The sequence below is a fragment of the Rubrivirga sp. genome, from assembly GCF_965213695.1.
Lineage (GTDB): Bacteria > Bacteroidota > Rhodothermia > Rhodothermales > Rubricoccaceae > Rubrivirga.
On record NZ_OZ243912.1, the window covers coordinates 4041141 to 4061361 of the forward strand.

Below are 20221 nucleotides of genomic sequence, written 5' to 3' on the forward strand. Positions count from 1 at the left end.
GGAGTGACCGAGTCGTCGCTGCACGCAGCGACGACTCGGTTGCCGAAGCAGCGACGACTCAGTTCCAGGGGAGCTCGACCATCACGTCCTCGTGGAGCGCGGCGCGGACGTAGCCGAGCAGGGCCTGGCGGCCGGGTCCGTAGCGGTGGATCCGGTCCGGGTCCGTCTTCATGCGGACGCGGCAGACCGGGAGCCCCGGGATCACGACGACCCCGTCGACCATCGCCTGGCCCGCGCCGTCCTCCGTCGTCGTGATGCGGAGGAACTCGTTCGTGGGATCGGTAAACCCGAGCCCGCTGAAGTCGGAGGGGAGCGGGTGGTTCGAGAGGGCCATGGTAGAGATCAGGAGGGGCCCCTCCTGTATCGGACGTCCGCTCGCGCGGTTAAGCGGGATCGGTGAGAAAACTAGAGGGCCGGTCCGTCCTCCCGTCCACCGGATCCCCCGGCGGGGCCAGCGGCGACGTCCGCCTCGGCGCGGGCCGCTGGAGGCCGACCGCTCTGCACGACGCCCCCCTGCGATCTCCGCGTCGCGGCTCCCACTCACGAGGCCACGAGGCGATAGCTCGATCTCGTGGAATCCCCGACCTGTAACGCATCGAGTAACGGCCCGACGGGTACTCGCGGAGCCGTCATCGGGACCCCTCCCGCTCCGGCTCGAAGTGGGCGCGGAGCCAGCCGTCCTCGACGCGGGCGTCGGCCAGCCGGTAGTAGGCGAGGAACGCCGGCAACGTCACGTTGCGCCGCTGGTTGGCGATCTGGACCACCAAGTCGTCCCCGAACTGCTCGGCCTCGACGTCGCCCGGCGCGGCGCCGGGCACGCGGAGCGAGACGGTGTAGGCGTCGCCCTCGTTCTCGACCTTGTACGACGGCTCCGAGTGGTAGACGGCGGCCGGGTCGCGGTCGGCGTAGAGCCCCTCGGCGATCTGGGACAGGAGCTCGAGCCCGAACACCTCCTCCCCGAGGTGGGGCACGGTCAAGACCGGGAGCGGCGCGAACGACCGCTCGATCTCGTCGAGGTAGCCGGCCTGCGCCTGGACGTACTTCGCCATGACGCCGCCGGCGTCGTCGGCCGGGATCACGCGGTTGACGACGGCCGCGTCGACGCCGTAGCCGTAGAGCTGGAGGTAGGTGTAGGCCCGCTTGGCCTCCTGGATCACCATCCGCTCCGGGTTCATCACCAGCCGGGCCGACGTCACGGCCCGGTCCTGCAACACCTCCTGGACCTCGCCGAGCTTGCCGAACAGCCGGTCGAGCTCCTCGTAGCCCCGGTCCAGCGGCACGCCCGTCGTCTTGCGGACGGCGAAGCCGACGGTCTTGATCGCCGTCTTTTGCAAGGGGAACGCTTTCTGGAGCCACCACTGGGTGACCTGGGGCAACGTCAGCAGCGTCAGCGTCTCGCCGGTCGGCGCGGCGTCGAGCACGATCACGTCGTAGTCGCCGGACCGGTAGAACTCGTCGAGCCACAGCAGCGCCGAGCCCTCGCCCATCCCGGGCAGGGCCGCCAGCTCCTCGGCCGCGATGGCGTCGGCGCCCTGGAACCGGAGGACGGCGCGGACCAGCTCGCGCATGTTGCCCCAGTACTTCCGCATCGAGTAGTACAGGTCGACCTCCATCGCGTCCAGGTTCGGCGCGAGCTGGCGGGGCTCCGGCCCGAGCGGACGGTCGACGGCGTCGGCGAGCGAGTGGGCGGGGTCGGTGGACAGGACCAACGTCCGCTGGCCACGGTCGGCGCAGGCCAAGGCCGTCGCCGCGGCGCACGTCGTCTTGCCGACGCCGCCTTTGCCGGTGAACAGGAGGACGCGGGGCATGGGCGGGTGAGGGGTGAGGAGCGACGGGTGAAGGGCGACCGACGACGCGCCGTTCCGGCCGGCGACGCCCTTCACCCGATCCCCTCTGATACCACGTCGGGTCGATCTGTCACGGCCTGGCTCCTCTCTTTTTGAGTCGTCCCCGCGAAGGCGCTGACAAGGGGTGGCTTTCACAATCGGGCACCGTCTCCCCTAGAGCGTCGTCCCCGCGAAGGCGGGGACCCAGAGTCCCGGGACGCCCCCCATGGCAAGCGCCCGCACGACGGAGGGGGGCCCAAGACGGGGCTCTCTGCGCGTCGTGGATCTCCGCGCTCGTCACCCTGGATCCCCGCGTTCGCGGGAACGACGGGAGCGTGGGTGGAGAGGCTCGAATCGCGGCCTCGTGTGAAAGCCACTTCCTGTTAGGACGGCTGATGCTATGACTTGACGGACGGAACAGCGGGCGCGGGTCTGCCAGTCGGAGAGGTCACTACACGCCTCCGCGGCTCACTGCGCCCGCTTCTATGACGGCCGTCACGTCCAAAGCTACCCTGCCAGACCTGCCTTTCGCGGACCCCGCGCTCGCCATCTACACCCTCGTCGACGACCTCTACCACGACCTCATCCCCAAGCACGTCCGCCTGCGACCCGGCCATGACCGCATGGCACTCACATCGAGCCGATGGCGAAGGCGGCCTCGGAGTTGCCGCGATAGGTGCGTGCGGCGACGAGCGCGACGGTCAGGACCTCGGCGTCGGAGACGGCTCGGTCGTTGGGCTCACGGTGGTGGATCGAGCAGAGGAAGTCGTCAACGAGGCAGTACGTTGCCGTGACCTGGTGGTCCATCGAGCTGGGGCTGTCGTGAGCAGGAGGTTCTCCTGAACTGCGACGCCCCGCCCGTGGACGCCAGGCATAGGACAAACTTGGGTTAGGTAATGTCGGCCACCCAGAGCGAGTCCAACCGCTCGTACGAAGTCGTACGGGGGTGGTCGCGGATAAGGACGAAGGAGACCTGACCGAGGAGAATCGGCGACGCCCGCCCCGCCATCTCTGGAGCTACCGGTACTCCGGGTTTTCAAAGCCGGAGCGGGCGCCGTCGCTCCAGGCGCTCTTCTGGTTTCCGTAGGCCGGGACGCCGCCGGCGTCCTTCAGGAGCCGGGCGAGGTGGAGCAGGTTCCAGGCCATGAACGTGGTGTTCCGCTTGGTGAAGTCGTTGTCGAGCCCCGCGCGTGACCCGTCCTCGCGCTCGTCGCCGTAGCTCGGACCCGGACCGGCCTCCCCGATCCACCCGGCGTCGGCCTGGGGCGGGACGGTGTAGCCAAGGTGCTGGAGGCCGTAGAGGACCCCTTGCGCGACGTGCTTGATGCCGTCCTCGTTACCCGTCACGATGCAGCCGCCCACCTTGCCGTAGTAGACGTACTGGCCCTGCTCGTTGAGCATCCCGCTCATGGCGTACAGCCGCTCGATGAGCCGCGAGCACACCGACGAGCGCTCACCGAGCCAGATTGGCGTGCCGATCACCAGGATGTCGGCGGCCTGGACCTTCTCGTAGAGCGCCGGCCAGTCGTCGCGATCAGCCCCGTGCTCGGTCATGTCGGGCTGGACGCCGGGCGCGAGGTCGAGGTCGACCGCCCGGACGGTCTCGACGGCGACGCCTTGCTCTTCCCAGATGCCGACGGGGACCTGAAGCAACAGGTCCGTGTGGGAGTCGGCAGGCGACGGCTTGAGCGTGCAGTTGACGACCAACGCCGAGAGGTCGCTGTAGTCGGCGGGCGGAGTCCGGGACATGAGCGTGGGGTCGGGTGGAACGAGGCTCCCACAATCGTGACGCGGCACGAGAGATCCGCCCCGAGACGAGTCGTTATCAGTTCGTGACAACTTTATGAGAATCAAGGGGGTGGAAGGTGACCGCTTCATCCCCACCCCCATGCGCACTCCCCGCCCCCTGCGAGCGTTCCTCGCCCTTCTCACTCTCACTTCCGTCGCCGCCGTCTCCGGCTGCGACAGCGACAGCGACGACCCCGGCAGCGACACCGACCTCCGCCAGGGTGCCGTCTTCAGCATGTCCAACGCTCGGGAGGGGAACTCCATCGCCGCGTTCAGCCGCGACGCGAACGGCATGCTCACGCTCGTGGACCGCTTCGAGACCGGCGGCACCGGGTCGGGCAGCTTCGAGGACACCGCCAACGGGCTCGTGCTCGGCAGCGACCAGGGCGAGTCCTCGCCCAACAACCACATCGACGCCGCCACCCTCCTCTTCGCCACCAACGCGGGCAGCAACTCCCTGACCACCTTCCGCGTCGAGGCCGGCGGCCTGGAGCGTCTGTCGGTGACGAGCACGGGCGGCGAGAAGCCCGTCAGCGTGACCGTCAACCGGGGCATCCTCTACGTGCTCCACTCGGGTGAGACCGAGGACGACCTGTTCGATGCCAACGGTGACTTTATCGCCCCCAACTGCACCACGGGCGGGATGCCGTCCATCACCGGCTTCCGCGTCACGGCAGCCGGCGCCCTCACGGCCATCCCGAACTCGACGCGCCAACTCTCCGGCGACGCCTTCTCGGGCTGTGCCCAGGTGTCGTTCAACCCGGCCGGAACGGTCTTGGTGGTGACCGAGCGGACGGCCGTCGACCCGCCGTCGAGCAACAACATGATGCCCGCCGGCGACGAGGGGCTGATCGTGACGTTCGCGGTGAGCGCCGACGGCACGCTGGGCGAGAAGAGGCTCTTCGATGCGACCGGGCAGGGACCGTTCGGCTTCACGTTCACCAAGGACGGCGACGTGCTCGTGACGGAGCAGTTCGACGGGCCGATGGGTCCGAGGCTGGGCGCCGCCTCCGGGTACACCCTCGGCAGCGACGGCGTGCTCAATGCGTCCGGCGGCTCGGTCGACAACGGCGGCACGGACACGTGCTGGATCGTGGTCGCCGACGACGGCCAGACGGCCTTCGCAGCCAGCTTTTTTGACCCCTCGCCCCGCCTGTCGAGCTACCGCGTGGCCGGCAACGGTGCGCTGAGCATCATCGACGCAGACGCCGTCGTCCCTCCGATGCAGGGCGTAGCAGACCTCGCGCTGAGCGGCGACAGCCGGTTCCTCTACAACGTCAACGCCCTGAGCGGCATGGTGACGGGCTACCGCGTCGGCTCCGGCGGGGGCCTGACGCAAATCCAGATGGTGCAGGCGCACCCGCCGAGCATGGCCCGCGGCGTCAACCAGGCCGGCGTGCTCGGCTTGGCAGCGCTCTAGGTCCGCCCCTCTCCGAGGCCGGCGGCATACGTGTCGTCGGCCTCGGGCTTCCTGGGCTGCACCGGCGGCCCGCCCCCGCGCTCCGGCGCACTTCCCTACACCCACCCACTCGTATGAGATTCTCACTCTTGACCCTCGGCGTCGCCCTCGTCCTCAGCGGCTGCACAAACACCCGCACCATGGAGATGCCGGACATGGAGATGCCGGACATGGAGACGCCGGACATGGAAATGCCGGACATGGAAATACCGGACAACGTCGACCTCCGCCAAGCGGCCGTCTTCAGCATGTCCAACCACCGCGACGGCAATGCGATCGCCGCGTTCAGTCGCGACGCGAACGGCATGCTCTCGCTCGTGGACCGCTTCGACACCGGCGGGACCGGCTCCGGCAGCTTCGAGGACGTCGCCAACGCGCTCGTGCTCGGCAGCGATCAGGGTGAGTCCTCGCCCAACAACCACATCGAGACCGGCAACTGGCTCTACGCGGCGAACGCGGGCAGCAACTCCGTCACCGTCTTCCGTGTCGAGGCCGACGGCTTGGACCGCATATCCGTCACCGCCTCCGGCGGCGAAAAACCCGTCAGCGTCACCGTCAACGGGGGGATGCTCTACGTGCTCCACTCGGGTGAGACCGAGGACGACCTGTTCGACGAGAACATGGAGTTCATCGCGCCCAACTGCACGACGGGTGGGATGCCCTCGATCACCGGTTTTCGGGTCTCTGCTTCTGGTGAGCTCACGCCCATTCCGAACTCGACGCGCCAGCTTTCCGGCGACGCCTTCTCCGGCTGCGCCCAGGTGTCGTTCAACCCCTCGGGCGCCGTACTCGTCGTGACCGAGCGGACGGCCGTCGACCCGCCGTCGAGCAACAACATGATGCCCGCCGGCGACGAGGGGCTGATCGTGACGTTCGCGATGAACGCCGACGGCACACCGGGTGAGAAGCGCATGGTGAGCTCCACCGGCCAGGGGCCGTTCGGGTTCACGTTCACCAAGTCCGGCAACCTCCTCGTGACGGAGCAGTTCGACGGGCCGGTGGGTCCGAGGAAGGGCGCCGCCTCCGGCTATACGGTCGGCGCGAACGGCGCGCTGAGTGCCTCCGGGGGCGACGTCGAGAACGGCGGCACGGACACGTGCTGGATCGTCGCCACGGACGACGGCCAGATCGCCTTCGCGGCCAGCTTCTTCGACCCCACCCCTCGGATTTCGAGCTACCGCGTGGCCGGCAACGGAGCGCTGAGCCTCATCGACGCCGAGGCGGCCGTGCCCTCTATGCAGGGCGTAGCGGACATCGCGCTGAGCGGCGACAGCCGGTTCCTCTACAACGTCAACGCCTTGAACGGCATGGTGACGGGCTACCGTGTCGGCGGCAACGGGAGCCTGACGATGATGCAGACCATCGCGGCGCACGCGCCGAGCATGGCCCGCGGCGTCAACCAGGCCGGCATCTTCGGACTGGCAGCACGCTAGCCACGACAGACCGTTCGGTCGCAGAGAGGCCGGTGGCGTTCGCGTTGCCGGCCTCTCCCTGTGTCGGGTGGACACGCCACGCGGTGCGACCGCACGGCCCCTTCGGCGGGGCAGACGCGACTACCGCGGGCTCGCGTGCGTCTCCTCGTTGCTCAGTGCCCGCCGGCCTGAATGGGCGAGGTCCATCCCCGGATCGTCGTCGTCTTTGGCTGTGTCGCAGGTGCGGCTGTAGAGGCGCATCAGTGGGGTCGCGGTCAAGCCCTGCGCCACCACCGAGGCGGCCACCAGCAGCAGGGCCACCGCGAACACCGTCTCACGTCCCGTCTCGCGCAGCGCGTGGGCGGCGTAGAACGTCGCCGCGACGCCGATGGGGCCGAACCAGCCCACGAACAAGGCGTCGCCTACGCTGCGGAGCGGCGTGACCCACCGGTGGATCGCGAGAACGACCGGGAGCCGCCGCAGAACCAGCACCGCCAGCGCCAGCGCGACGCCGTGCCACCCGAGCGCGGCCCACGCCGCCCACGGCAGCACCATCCCGATCAGGGTGAACACCGGCAGCGAAAAGAAGAGGTCCACCGTCGCGGCGACCGTGCCCGCGTCCTCGCGCTCCGACAACGGCACCACCCGGCCGAAGGCCACTCCGGCCACGAACACCGCCAGCAGGCCGTCGCTGCCCACCAGGCGCACAGACCCCAGGGTGAGCAGCGCCAGCGAGACGACGATGGCGAGGTAGCCCGCGCGCTCGATCAGCATCCGGCGCTCGGCGAACACCAGCAGGTGCGCCGTCGCCGTGCCCAGGGCCGCCCCCATCGCGACGGCTCCGCCGACCTGCCACAGCGATTGCCCGATGAAAGCCGGGACGCCCGATTCCAAACCTGTACCTCCCACGAGCGCGATGCCCAGCAGCACGAGGGGCAGCGCCAGCCCGTCGTTGAGGCCGGCTTCGGCGGTGATGAGGCACGGGATGCGGCCGGGCAGATTCCGCTCGGCGACCGTCCCCGTGACGATGCTCGACGCCACCACCGGATCGGTCGGGGTGACGACGGCGCCGATGAGGAGCGCCATCGGTGCGGGCAGGGCCAGGATCCAGGCGATCAGCAAGCTGCTCGTGAGCCACATCCCGACCATCGCACCGACCACCAGCACGGTGTGCGCCCGCCACGTCGCGCCGAAGTAGCCGCCAGGGAGACGCAGCGCCGCCCCCATCAGCCCGACGCCCACCGCTAGGCGGGTGGCCTCCTCCAACACGACCGTGCCGTCGCCCCACGCCGAGGGGTCCAGTAGCCCCAGCCCCACCGGCCCCACCGCGACGCCCAGCACGAGCGCGACCAGGACGTCCGAGACGCCGTGCTGCTTGAGCAGGTCCGAGACCGCGCTAAGCACCAGCACGAGTCCCCCAATCAGGACGAGGGCGATGTTGAGGTCGGTCACAGAAGGGAGTTGCGCGAGGCGGACGAGGCAGCCCCAGGCGGCACCGGCCGTCTGTAGGGACCGGCCGATACAGTAAGGGACATACCCGTCTGCCAAGGCTTTAATTCTTTGATGTTATGGGATCGTGACAACCTCTCCCGAGCGTGTCTGTGAGACCCCAGCCCCGTCCCCCGGTCGCGCCCCCGCGTGCTCGGCGCCATCGTCGCCGATGTGCGTACCTAGAGATCCCTACACGCCATGCCCAACGCCCTCTCCGTGCTCGTCGTCGAGGACGACCGCGACCTCGCGGAGCTCCTGGAGCACCACCTGACCGAGGCCGGGCACCGCGTCGAGGTGGTCTGGGACGGCGCGCTGGCGCTCCAGCGGGCGCTCGCCAAGCCGTTCTGCGTGGTCGTCCTCGACTGGATGCTGCCTGGGCTGACGGGCGTCGAGGTCTGCCAGAAGCTGCGCGAGGCCGGACGGACGGTGCCCATCCTGATGCTGACCGCGCGCGCCACGGAGGCCGACCGCGTGCACGGCCTCCAAATTGGCGCTGACGACTACGTGTCCAAGCCGTTTTCTGTCCCCGAGGTCTTGGCCCGCGTGGAGGCGCTGCTACGCCGCGTCGAGATGGGGCGGCCACCCGACCCCGACGAGGAGATCCGAGTGGGACCCCTGGTCGTGCTCCCTGCCCAGCGGCGCGTGCAGCTCGGCGATGCCCCTGTGGCCCTGACGCCCATGGAGTTCGACCTCCTGACGCTGCTGGCGCGGCACCCAGGGCGGGCCTTCTCGCGGAAGGAGCTCCTCAACCAGGTGTGGGGCTACCAGTTCTCTGGACACGGCCACACGGTCAACACGCACATCAACCGGCTGCGGGCTAAGATCGAGCCCGAACCGTCGGCGCCGGTCTACATCCAGACGGTCTGGGGCATGGGCTACCGCTTCGCCGACGAGGCGTAGCGCCGAACCCGCCTCTGCCCCCGTTTCTCTCGCTCGCTCGAATGTCGGTCCCTCTCCATCGCCGGTTTAGCGTCCGTCTCTCTATCGCGTTGCTGGCGCTGCTGGTGGGGCTTGGCGTAGCACTCATCGGGGTCGCGACGCGGGCCGCCGACCGCGCGACGCTGGTCGCCGACCAGGCCCTCCACCACGACCTCGCACGCGACCTCGCGCCCCAGTTTCAGCCGCACCTCGAAACGACCATCGACACGATGGCGATCCAGGACATCATCGCCGGGCTGACCCAGGTGAATCGCCGGCTCGATGTCTACCTGATCGACGCCGACGGCATGATCAAGTCGTGGTTCATGGACGCCCGCCGCCGCCCCCTGGTCAACCGCATCGACACGGCGCCGCTGGAGGCGTTCCTGGCTGGCACCGACCTTCCCGTGCTCGGCATGGACCCGGCGCGGCCGGACGAGTGGCGACCGTTCAGTGTCGCCCGGATCCGCATCATGGGCGAGGACGGCGGCTACCTCTACCTGATCTTGGAAGGCGAGCGCTACGACGACGTCGCGGGGGCGCTCCGGCAGGAGGCGCTGGTGGGAACGGTCGCGCGCGGAGTGGCGCTGTCGCTGCTGGTGGCCGCGCTGGTCGGCGGGCTGCTCTTCACCCTGCTGACGCGGCGGCTGACGCGGCTCACCGAGACCGTCGGCGCGTTCGAGCGCGGGGACTTCAGCGTTCGCGTCGACGCCTCCAGCCGCGACGAGGTGGGGGAACTGGCCGAGGCCTTCAACATGATGGCCGGGTGCATCGAGGAGCAGGTGAAGACGCTCCAGCGGACCGACGCTCTCCGGCGGGACCTGGTGGCGAACGTGAGCCACGATCTGCGGAGCCCACTGGCCTCGCTGCGGGGGTACCTCGAAACGCTCAAGATGGGCGTCCGCGATGACAGCCGGCGGGAGGACTACTTCGGTCGCGCGGTCCGGGCCTCCGAGCGGATGTCGGCATTGGTAGACGACCTGTTCGACCTGGCGAGGTTCGACGCCGCCGAGGTCCAAGTCACCGCCGAGCTGACGGCGCTCCCGGACCTCGCCTTCGACGTCACCGCCGAGTGCCGAGAACGGGCCGAGCGGTCGGAGGTCGCGCTCCGGGTAGAGGCCGAGGACGGGCTCCCCCTGGTGCGCCTCGACATCGGGCTGGCCGAGCGCGCCATCGCCAACCTGCTCGACAACGCGCTCCGCCACACGTCTCCCGGTGACTCCATCGACGTGTTCGTCCGGCGCGCCGAGGGGGACCACGTGGCGGTGTTCGTACGCGACTCGGGCGAGGGCATCGCGTCGGAGGTGATGCCCCACGTCTTCGAGCGCTTCGTCCGCGCCGACACCAGCCGCCCGGCCGACGGCAGCGCGGGCCTGGGCCTGGCCATCGTCCAACGGATCGCTCAACTCCACGGCGGTTCGGTCAGCGTCGAGAGCGTGGAGGGAGCCGGAGCAACGTTCACGCTCATCTTCCCGGTCGAGGGGCCTCCGCCGCCCGAGTCCGAGGTGTGCTAAGGGTCGACTGCCGAGCCCGAGTTGAGCATGGCGCCCGTAGCTGGCACCATGGAGGTCTAGCCGAACTGAGAGGGGACCTCGCAGGGCTGAGACGCCGTCCTCAGGCTGTCTCCTACCCGTCGCCTCGCGCTCGCTCGATGATCTCGTCGGCCGTCAGGCCGCCCCGGTTGTTCGGGTTGCGGGTCGTCGTCGGCGCGTTCGGGTCGGAGGGCGACGGCGCGGGCTCGGCGCGGCCACGGTCCGGGTCGGAGCGCCGGCCGTCGGGGCTCCACCCGATCCGCCGCGTGGCCGGCGGCGGCGAGCGGAGGTCGGGCCGGTCCTCGAGCGGCCGCTCGACATCGGGCACGTCGATGGGAGCCGGCTCGTAGGGGTCCTCGCCATACGACCACTCGTAGTCCTCCGCCGTCATGTCATAGACGTCCGGGTCGTCGACCAAGAGCGAGTCGCCGTCGGGGTCGAAGTCGAGGGCCTGGTAGCGGCCGGGCGGCGGCGGGAAGGCCACGTCCGGGAGCCGGTCCTGGACGCGGACCAAAAAGTCGCCGACGACCGGGAGCGCCGTCCGCGAGCCCTCGCCGGTGGCCTTCGAGCGGAACGTGACGCGCTGGTCGTTGAACCCAACCCAGGCGCCGACGGCCAGCCCGGGACGCATGGCGATAAACCAGCCGTCGGCATAGTCCTGCGACGTGCCGGTCTTGCCGGCCAGGTCGCCGGTCGCGCCGAGCTCGCGGAGCGCCCGGCCGGTCCCCCGGTCGACGACGGCCCGCAGCATGTCGAGCAGGTTGCGGGCGTCGCGGCGCGTGAGCGCCTGGGCCCCGTTCCCCCCGAACGAGTCGAGGACGGTCCCCGACGCCGTCTCGACGCGCGTGATGAGGCGGGGCCGGCGACGGAGCCCGTCGTTGGCGATGGTGGCGTAGGCCGAGACCATCTCCAGGAGCGTCACCGGGCTCGTCCCCAGGCCGATGGACGGGACCACGTCGAGGTCGCTCGTGACGCCCATCCGCTGGGCCACGAGGGCGACCCGGTGCGGCCCGACCTCGTGCGTCAGCCGGGCCGTCACGTTGTTCTTCGAGAAGGCGAGCGCGTCGGTGAGCGTGCCCTCCGACGACCCGCCGGACGGGGCCCAGACGGTCCCGTCGCTCATCTCGATCTCGACCGCGCCGCCCTCGATCTCGTCGTCGGGCCCGTAGCCGCGCTGGAGCGCGCCGGCGAACACGAACGCCTTGAACGTCGAGCCGGGCTGGCGGAGCGCGACGCCCGCGTGGTCGTACTCGTCGACGGCGAAGTCGCGGGACCCGACGTAGGCGCGGACGGCGCCCGTCTCGGGCTGAACGGCGACGAGCGCCGCCTCGACCCGGCGGACCGACCGGGCGACGGAGTCGACGAGCGCCGCGTCGTCGCGGGCGGCGGCCAGGGCCGCGTCGGCGTCCAAGCCGCCGTCGACGGCGCGGGCGTAGGTGGCCGTCTGGCGCAGCGCCGCGTCGAGGGCAGCCCGGGGGACGCCGCGGCCCCACTGCCCGTCGGCGGTCCGCTGCAAGCGCGCGGCGCGGTCGGCGACGGCGGCCTCGGCCTGGCGCTGCATCGTCAGGTCCAGCGTCGTCCGCACGACGAGGCCGTCGCGGTCGATGTCGTAGCCGCGCGGCTGGGCCCAGGCTTCGAGCTCGCGGCGGACGGCGGCCGTAAAGTGGGGCGCCGCGCTGTAGGTCGACGGCTGGGGCGTCAACGTGACGCCGAGCCCTTCGGCCTGGAACGCCGCTGCCTCCGCGGGTGAGATCGCGCCCTGCTCGGCCATCAGCCGGAGCACCAGGTCACGCCGGACCGTCGCCGCCTCGGGGTGGCGGACCGGGTTGAACTGGTTCGGCCCCTTCAGCATCGCCACCAGCACCGCCGCCTGCGGAACGGTCAGGTCCGGCGCGTGCGTGCCGAAGTAGGTCCGCGCGGCCATCTCGACGCCGTGGGCGTTGTAGAGGAACGGGACCGTGTTGAGGTAGGCCTCCAGGATTTCGCGCTTGGTGTGGTCGCGTTCGATGGCCCGCGCTGCCAACGCCTCCTTCGTCTTGCGCTCGACCGTCCCGGCCGTGCCGATCTCGTCCGGGAACAGGTTCCGCGCGAGTTGCTGAGTGATCGTCGATCCGCCCTGGCGGTCGCCCCTCGCTGTGTTCCAAATGGCCGCCGCGCTCCGCCGGACGTCGACGCCGCTGTGCCGGTAGAACGCCCGGTCCTCGGTCGCGATGAGCGCGTGGACGAGGTGGACGGGGATCGAGTCGAGCGGGACCCACTCGCGGAAGGCCGGCTCGAACTGGGTCAGCCGCTCGCCCCGGACGTCGACCACGACGGTCGGCTGGGACCGCGTGGCTCGGGCGAGCGCGTAGGCGTCGGGCGTGTCCGGCAACAGTGACCACGCATACCCCGCGAGCGCGAGCCCGGCCAGCGCCACGCCGCCCGCGGCCATCGCCAGCGGCACGCCGAGGGCCACAGACAGCCGCCGGCCCCACGACGCCTCGCCGTCGGTGACGGCCCGCCAGTAGCGCGTGAACGGGTTCCGCGACGGCACCGCGACGGGCGCTCGGCGCGGGGCGGGGCGGGCGATGGTGGGGCGGAGGTCCAGCGGAGTCGGGCGAGGCGTCGTCGGCATGAACGTACCAGATCCAATCCCGTGCCACGCCGCCGCCGGGGCCGCGGCGTTACGACGACGCCCCTCGCCCTGGATGTAGGGACGACCCGGCGGGTCGCCCCTACGGAACGGGGGGTGCCTTAGTCGCCCAGCGCGACGGGCCGGTCGCGGCGGGCCGCCTCCGTCTCGGCCAGCGCCTTCGCCGTCTCGACCAGGCGGACGAACTCGGCGCGGTCGCCGTGGGCGTCGCTGCCACGGGCGTTGCGAGCGAGCGCGAGCGCGTGGTCCCACGAGGCGCCCGGCGCGTACTCGCTCTCACGGAGCAGCAGCGCCGCCTCGGTCACGGCCACGGCCCACCGCGTCGCCTCCGACGCCCGCGCCAGCGGCACCGACCGCCCGGCCACCGGCACGTCCAGGCGGACGCTCTCGTCGGCGAACGTGCCGGCGCCGGTCGCCGGCTTGTAGCGGAGCTTGACCGTCAGCCACTCGCCGCTGTCGGCGGCGTCGGTGAGGGCGGGCGTCGTCTGGTACTTGAGCCCGTCGACGCCGGCCGTCGGCACCTCGACGCCGGCCGGGACGACCTCGTAGAGCGCCGTCACGGTGTGGCCCGCGCCGAGCTCGCCGGCGTCCTTCCGGTCGTCGTTGAAGTCCTCGTTCGCCAGCGCCCGGTTCTCGTAGCCGACCAACCGGTAGCCGGCCACGCGCGCCGGGTTGAACTCGACCTGGACCTTGACGTCCTTCGCAATCGCGAACAGCGTCCCCCCGAACTCCCGCACGAACACCCGCTCGGCCTCGCGGATGCCGTCGATGTAGGCGTAGTTGCCGTTGCCGTGGTCGGCGAGCGTCTCCATCTTCGAGTCCTGGAGGTTGCCCGTGCCGAAGCCGAGCACGCTCAGGAAGACGCCGCTCTCGCGCTCCTCCTCGACCAGCCGCTGCATCTCGGCGTCGGACGAGACGCCCACGTTGAAGTCGCCGTCGGTCGCCAGGATCACGCGGTTGGTCGCTCTCGGGTCGAAGTGCTCGCGAGCCGTGGCGTACGCCAGGCGGAGCCCCTCGGCGCCGGCCGTCGAGCCGCCCGCCTGGAGGCCGTCGAGGGCTTCCAAGATCCGCCCCTTCTCCCGGCCCGATGTCGGCGGGAGGACGGTGCCGGAGGCGCCGGCGTAGACGACGAGGGCGACGTGGTCGTCGGGCCGCATCTCTCTCACGAGCAGGCGGAACGCGCGCTGCAACAGCGGCAGCTTGTCCGGCGCCTGCATCGAGCCCGACACGTCGATCAGGAAGACGAGGTTGGCCGGCGGCAGGTCCTCGGTCTCGATGCGGCGGCCCTGGAGCCCGATCCGCACCAGCTTGTGGGCCGGCGCCCACGGGGCCTCGGTGACCTCGGTCGAGACGGCGAACGGGTGGCGCCCGTCGCCCGGCCCCTCAAGGCCGTAGTCGAAGCTGTTGACGAACTCCTCGACGCGGACGGCATCGACCGGCGGCAGGCGGTCGTTCTCCAAGAAGCGGCGGGTGTTGGCGTAGCTCGCCCGGTCGACGTCGATGGAGAACGTCGACAGCGGCGCGTCGAGGGCCGTCTTGAAGCCGACCTCGTCGATGGGCGCGTAGCCCTCGCGGTCCGTCGGCGGCGCGTAGGGGAGGCCGGGGCGACCGCTCGAATAGGAGAACGCGGAGGCGTCTCTGGCCGCGGGGGCCGGGGACGGCGCGATCCCCGGCGTCCGCGTGACCTGGCCGCGGACGCGGACGGCGGCGGCGTCGCGCGACATCATCGGCTGCTCGGACTCGACCACGACCTCCTCCAGTTCCGGCGCCGCGTCGAGGGCCACGTCGAGCGTCGCCGCCGTCCCCGGCGTCACGCGCACCGTCCGCACCACGGCCTGGTAGCCGACGGCGCGGATCGTCACGCGGTGGAGCCCATCTGGGACGTCCGCCAGCCGGAAGCGGCCGTCGGTGTCGGTGGCCACGCCGAGCCCGAGGAACGGGATCTCGACGGCCGCCCCGACGACCGGGTCCCCGGTGGTGGCGTCGGTGACAGTCCCGGCGAGAGCGCCGTCGGCGGCGGGTGCGGCGGCGAGGGTGGCCACGGAGGCGACCAGAACGACGAGGGCGAGCAGACGAGAGGCCATGGGAGCGGGCGATGGGGAGCGGTGTCGTCTCAACGGGCGCGGCCGGCGTCTCGCGCCTTCCCCCATTCAGACACCCCTCAGCCGCGTCCGTTGCCTGCCACGTCACATCCGCTTGGTGCCTCCCGGTTAACTCGGCACGGAGACGCCTGTCGTCCTGAGGGGAGCGAAGAGCCTGCCCCCGCGAAGGCGGGGGATCTCAGCACGAACCTCAACGCCTCTCGGTGCCACCTGAAGCTGCCCGACGGTACGGCGCCGAGATCCTTCGCAAGCTCAGGATGACAGGACCCTTTTCTGCCTTAGCTCAGGTTGACCTTGCGGATGAACCGCCGCACGGCGACCGTCGACGCCACAAACCCGAGGAGCAGCCCGAGCCCGACGAGCGCCGCCACGGTCAGCAGCGGCGTCCCGCCGGGCCACCCAACGGCCTGGCTCCCCGCGTCGGCCGAGCGGATAAAACGGAGGAACAGGTCGTAGAGCCCCCACAGCACCAACCCGGCCACGAGCCCGGCCACGAGCCCCTGGATCACGCCCTCGATCAGGAAGGGACGGCGGATAAAGGCGTTCGTCGCCCCGACCAGCTTCATCGTCCGGATCAGCATCCGCCGGGCGTAGATCGACAGCCGCACCGTGTTGCCAACGAGCAGCAGCGCGGCCACCACGACCAGCAGCGCCACGGCCAGCCCGACGCCCGAGAACACGCGCAAGTTGCGCTCGACGGCCTCGACGGACGCCCGGTCGTAGGCCACCTCGTCGACGCCCGTCCACCCGTCGACGGCCTCGGCGAACGCGGCCAGCGAGTCCGGCGACGCCGCCGACCCGCCCAGGCGGACGCGGTAGCTCGCCGGCAAGAACTGGGCGTCGTCGTACAGATCCGCCTCCTCGCCGAACGCCTCGCGGAAGATCTCGGCCGCCTCCTCGTGCGACACGTAGTGCACCGAGTCGACGCCGACGACGCTCCGCAGGCGGTCGCCGATCCGGGCGCTCGCCTCGGCCGAGGCCGTGTCGTCCAGGAACACCTCGACCTCGGACGCCCGCTGGCGGAGCACCTCGGCCACGTTCTGGCCCTGCCACCCGAGCAGGGCGAAGATCCCGATCAGGACGAGCGCGATGGCGAGCGCCACGACGCTCGTCGCGGCGGCCAGCTTGGCCCGCCGGAAGCCGGCGAGCCCCTCGAGGAGCGTGTAGGAGAGGGCCACGGGGCGCGTCGGGGGGAGACGCCCGAAGGTAGCGCTGGGCCACCCGCCTCCACACGCGAGCGCCGGACGGCCCCGGGCCGTCGCGTCCTCCCCCGCGATGGATCTGGCAGCACGCGCTCGCCCGGCCGGGCGGGGCACGCGTGCGAGCCGAACGGGAGGGGCGCCAGCGACCCCTTGCGAGCGTGCCAGGGACAGCATCGACAGCCGGCGGGAGCCCTAAAAAAGAGAGCGCCCGACGGAAAACCGTCGGACGCTCAAGTCGGGGAGCTCGCCCTGGAGGGCGGGGCTGGGCGTGCTCGACCCGATGCCCCAAGGTACCTCTGTGCTCAGAGGCCGTCAAGAACGTTGCGCGAAGCCGCAGGACAGGCCGGAGAGCGCCCGATCCCTAGACCTGGCTCATGGCCGTGCGCAAGCGGTTGCGGGCCCGGTCGCGCTCGGCTTCGAGGGCGGCCCGCTCCTCAGGCGTCTGCGCGGCGCTGAGCCGCTCGGCCGCCCGCTCCTCGGCCGCCCGGGCCCGCTCGACGTCGATGTCGCCGGCCGGCTCGGCGGTCTCGGCCAGCATGATCACATGGTTGTCGAGGACCTCGACGAAGCCACCGGACGTCGCGAACGAGACGCGCTCGCCATCGAGCGTCGTCACGGTGACGGTGCCGACCTGGGTGGCCGCGAGCATCGGCGCGTGGCCGCGGAGCACCTCGAAGGAGCCCTCGACGCCGGGCGCGCGGAAGGCGCGGGCCTCGCCGCGATAGGCGGCCCGGTCCGGGGAGACGATCTCGACGAGCAGGGAGTCAGCCATGGGTCAGGGCAAGGGGCATGGGAAAAGGGGCAGGGGGCGAAAGGCAGGACTCGTGCCCCATGCCTCTTGCCCCATGCCTGGCGCGCAGCGCCTACGCCTCGGCCAGCATCTTCTCGCCGGCCTCGATGACCTCCTCGATGGCGCCCCGGTACAGGAACGCGCCCTCGGGCAGGTGGTCGAGCTCGCCGTCCAAGATCATCTTGAAGCCGCGGACGGTGTCGTCCACCTTGACGTACTTGCCGGGCGTGCCCGTGAACTGCTCAGCGACGAAGAACGGCTGCGACATAAACCGCTGGACGCGCCGGGCCCGGTTGACGACCTGCTTGTCCTCGTCCGACAGCTCGTCCAAGCCCAGGATCGCGATGATGTCCTGCAACTCCTTGTCGCGCTGGAGAAGCTCCATCGTGTCCTGTGCCACGCGGTAGTGCTCCTCGCCGACGACCTCCTCGGTCAGGATCCGCGACGTCGAGTCGAGCGGATCGATGGCCGGGTAGATGCCGAGCGACGCGATGGCGCGCGAGAGCACCGTCGTGGCGTCGAGGTGGGCGAAGGTCGTGGCCGGGGCCGGGTCCGTGAGGTCGTCGGCGGGGACGTAGACGGCCTGGACCGACGTGATGGCGCCGGCCTTGGTCGACGTGATCCGCTCCTGCATCCCGCCCATCTCGGTCGCCAGCGTCGGCTGGTAGCCGACGGCCGAGGGCATCCGCCCCAACAGCGCCGAGACCTCAGAGCCGGCTTGGGTAAACCGGAAGATGTTGTCGACGAAGAACAGGACGTCGGTGCCGCCGAGGTCGCGGAAGTACTCGGCGAGCGTGAGGCCGGAGAGGGCCACGCGAGCCCGCGCGCCGGGCGGCTCGTTCATCTGGCCGAACACGAACGACGCCTGGCTTTCCTTCAGGAGCTCCATGTCGACCTTCGACAAATCCCAGCCGCCCTCCTCCATCGAGTGCATGAAGGCGTCGCCGTACTTCATGATGCCCGACTCGAGCATCTCGCGCATCAGGTCGTTGCCCTCGCGCGTCCGCTCGCCGACGCCGGCGAAGACCGAGAACCCCTCGTGGCCCTTGGCGATGTTGTTGATGAGCTCCTGGATGAGGACCGTCTTGCCGACGCCGGCCCCGCCGAACAGGCCGATCTTACCGCCGCGCGCGTAGGGCTGGATGAGGTCGATGACCTTGATCCCGGTCTCGAGCACCTCGATGGAGGTCGCGAGCTGGTCGTAGCTCGGCGGCTCGGCGTGGATCGGACGGTACTCGCTCACGTTCGGCTTGGGTAGCCCGTCGATGGGCTCGCCGACGACGTTGAACAGCCGCCCGCGGACCTCGACGCCGACCGGCATCGCGATCGGCCGGCCCGTGTTGACGACGGTCGTCCCGCGCTGGAGCCCGTCGGTCGAGTCCATCGAGATGGTCCGGACGCGGTTCTCGCCCAAGTGCTGCTGGACCTCGAGGACGAGCGTCGGGTCGTCGCCGCGGTCGATCTCGAGGGCGTCGTAGATCTCGGGGACGGCGTCGGCCGGGAACTCGCAGTCGACGACCGGGCCGATGACCTGCAAGACGTCGCCGGTCGTGGTGCCGATGGCGGGCGGGACGGTTTCCATGGTGGGTGCGTGTCGGGGCGTGTTCGAGGAAGCTACCGTCGGCCCCCGCGCGCGCCCGTGAACGGAGGGCGCCCCGGCGTCGAAGGTTCTGGGAAGGCGTGCCTCCGATCAGTCTGTCCGGTCTCGCACTCGCCGGACAGCCCGTTCCGCAACTTCTAGCGCGACCTCGAGCACCTCTTCGGCAACTTCAACCGCGTCCGTCTCTCCTGGGAGAAAGGCTCCGCTGTACGTCCACGGACCCTTAGAACCGGGAAGTGCCGTCAAGCGGACCCCCGAGGCACCGACAGTCCCCCTGTACGTCACCGGCACGCTGACCGACGGATCGACCGCCAGAGCACTCAGAGTTCCAGTCCACACGAACGCCCTCCATAATCCGGCGTCCAGCACCTCTAGCGCCTGCTCGCCCTTTCTGTCCTGATCGGACGAGTCCGTTGCAACGATTTCCTCTTCGTAGGAACCGAACGACGAGGCCATTTCTGCAAGGCGAGACCGCGTCGTCTCGAAGAGTGGACTCAGAAACTTTCGGAATAGCAGCCCGCGCTTTTCCTGACTGACTTCTCCCGACGGCATGGTCACCACCTCTCTGTTCAGAAGAGCGGCACGGCGAGAGAAAGCGTCCGGGTCGGGCTCCCCCCGGAGCGCTCGGAGGTACAGCTCCATCGTCTCCGACAGCTCCTCGGCGACGAACGCGACGATCAACTCGTCGTCGCCCGCTCCCGCAGCGGTGAGCGCGGCGTAGTAGATCGACCGGCGCTCCTGGCGGAGGACGGCGGGCACGTAGCCCTCCCGCATCAACAGGAGGTTCGTCAGCATGCGGGCCGTGCGACCGTTGCCGTCCGGGAACGGGTGGATCTCGACGAACCGGTGGTGGAAGACGGCCAGGCGGGCGACCGGGTGGAGCGCCGAAGCCTCGTCTCCGGCCACCCACCCGAGCAGGTCGGCCATGCGGCCCGGCACCTCGATGGGCGGAGCGTAATAGTGGGTCTCCCCGGTCGGGGTGCGGACGTTGTTCGGGAGCTCTTTGAAGTCGCCCCCCCGCATCGTCCGTCGCACGCGGTCCCCGCTCGACGTCTCCGCCTCGACCTCGTAGGTCTCGTCCATCAGCCGGAAGTGGATCTCCTTGATGAGGTCCAATCGGATCGGCTCGTCGGTGCGGACCAGGCTCTCGATGTGCTCGATGACCTCGCGGTGACGCTTGATGTCGAGCGAGTCCTTGAGCGGCTTTCCATGCGCGGTGAGCCCTTCGAGCAAGAGGATCCGCGTCTCGCTGTAGGTCAGCGAGTTGCCCTCGATGGCGTTCGAGTGGTACGTCCACTCCAAGCGGAGCCGCTGCATGGCGCGGCCCGCGTCGGTGGGGTCGAGCGGGCGCATCGCGTCGATCTCGTCGCGGAGCGCGTTGACCCGGGCGAGGAGCGCGTCGAGGTCAGTCGGGAGGGCCATCGGGTTCAGCGGATTCAGCGGGTCCAAGATGCGGCCTCCCACTCGAA

At 70.5% G+C, this 20221-nt stretch carries 15 protein-coding genes; 4 read left to right on the forward strand and 11 right to left on the reverse strand.

Going from position 1 to position 20221, the window contains the following annotated elements:
* Positions 1-58 precede the first annotated feature (58 nt).
* From ACOOHE_RS17850 to ACOOHE_RS17865, 4 genes are all read right to left on the reverse strand, one after another.
* The gene (locus ACOOHE_RS17850; RefSeq protein WP_420455447.1) at positions 59-334 is read right to left on the reverse strand and encodes a hypothetical protein; all 276 of its coding nucleotides are present in this window, start codon (positions 332-334) and stop codon (positions 59-61) included.
* A gap of 295 nt (positions 335-629) precedes the next feature.
* Complete coding sequence (locus ACOOHE_RS17855) at positions 630-1808, reverse strand: ArsA family ATPase (RefSeq protein WP_420455448.1); 1179 nt, start codon at positions 1806-1808, stop codon at positions 630-632.
* A 648-nt stretch (positions 1809-2456) separates the two neighbouring features.
* Positions 2457-2633 (reverse strand): hypothetical protein, encoded by a 177-nt coding sequence (locus tag ACOOHE_RS17860; RefSeq protein ID WP_420455449.1) that lies wholly within the window; start codon positions 2631-2633, stop codon positions 2457-2459.
* 210 nt (positions 2634-2843) lie between these two features.
* A complete protein-coding gene (locus ACOOHE_RS17865) occupies positions 2844-3575 on the reverse strand; it encodes a flavodoxin family protein (protein ID WP_420455450.1) in 732 nt (243 codons plus the stop codon).
* Between the two features lie 139 nt (positions 3576-3714).
* Here ACOOHE_RS17865 and ACOOHE_RS17870 point away from each other — a divergent pair, with 139 nt between their 5' ends.
* Entirely contained in the window at positions 3715-5034 is a 1320-nt protein-coding gene (locus ACOOHE_RS17870; RefSeq protein WP_420455451.1) for a hypothetical protein, read from the forward strand.
* Between the two features lie 128 nt (positions 5035-5162).
* Positions 5163-6506, forward strand: a complete 1344-nt coding sequence (locus tag ACOOHE_RS17875; protein WP_420455452.1) for a lactonase family protein — start codon at positions 5163-5165, stop codon at positions 6504-6506.
* Positions 6507-6626: 120 nt separating this feature from the next.
* Here the strand turns inward: ACOOHE_RS17875 and ACOOHE_RS17880 are convergent, their stop codons facing one another.
* Positions 6627-7937, reverse strand: coding sequence for a cation:proton antiporter (locus ACOOHE_RS17880; protein ID WP_420455453.1), 1311 nt, complete (start codon positions 7935-7937; stop codon positions 6627-6629).
* Between the two features lie 237 nt (positions 7938-8174).
* Between ACOOHE_RS17880 and ACOOHE_RS17885 the strand changes: the two genes are divergently transcribed.
* Both ACOOHE_RS17885 and ACOOHE_RS17890 read left to right on the forward strand, forming a co-directional pair.
* Positions 8175-8876, forward strand: a complete 702-nt coding sequence (locus ACOOHE_RS17885; RefSeq protein ID WP_420455454.1) for a response regulator transcription factor — start codon at positions 8175-8177, stop codon at positions 8874-8876.
* Between the two features lie 41 nt (positions 8877-8917).
* Positions 8918-10408, forward strand: a complete 1491-nt coding sequence (locus ACOOHE_RS17890; protein ID WP_420455455.1) for an ATP-binding protein — start codon at positions 8918-8920, stop codon at positions 10406-10408.
* Between the two features lie 112 nt (positions 10409-10520).
* Here ACOOHE_RS17890 and ACOOHE_RS17895 read toward each other — a convergent pair whose 3' ends face one another.
* The 6 genes from ACOOHE_RS17895 to ACOOHE_RS17920 all read right to left on the reverse strand — a co-directional run bounded on the left by ACOOHE_RS17895 (position 10521) and on the right by ACOOHE_RS17920 (position 20105).
* Positions 10521-13040: a transglycosylase domain-containing protein gene (locus ACOOHE_RS17895; protein WP_420455456.1), complete on the reverse strand. Its 2520-nt coding sequence runs from the start codon at positions 13038-13040 to the stop codon at positions 10521-10523.
* 119 nt (positions 13041-13159) lie between these two features.
* Positions 13160-15142, reverse strand: a complete 1983-nt coding sequence (locus ACOOHE_RS17900; protein WP_420455457.1) for a YfbK domain-containing protein — start codon at positions 15140-15142, stop codon at positions 13160-13162.
* Between the two features lie 296 nt (positions 15143-15438).
* Positions 15439-16338 carry a cell division protein FtsX gene (locus ACOOHE_RS17905; protein WP_420455458.1) on the reverse strand — a complete coding sequence of 300 codons (900 nt, stop codon included), beginning with the start codon at positions 16336-16338 and terminating at the stop codon, positions 15439-15441.
* Positions 16339-16723: 385 nt separating this feature from the next.
* Complete coding sequence (gene atpC / locus ACOOHE_RS17910; RefSeq protein WP_420455459.1) at positions 16724-17134, reverse strand: ATP synthase F1 subunit epsilon; 411 nt, start codon at positions 17132-17134, stop codon at positions 16724-16726.
* Between the two features lie 91 nt (positions 17135-17225).
* Positions 17226-18734, reverse strand: coding sequence for a F0F1 ATP synthase subunit beta (atpD, locus tag ACOOHE_RS17915; protein WP_420455460.1), 1509 nt, complete (start codon positions 18732-18734; stop codon positions 17226-17228).
* 108 nt (positions 18735-18842) lie between these two features.
* The gene (locus ACOOHE_RS17920; RefSeq protein ID WP_420455461.1) at positions 18843-20105 is read right to left on the reverse strand and encodes a Fic family protein; all 1263 of its coding nucleotides are present in this window, start codon (positions 20103-20105) and stop codon (positions 18843-18845) included.
* Positions 20106-20221: the final 116 nt, after the last annotated feature.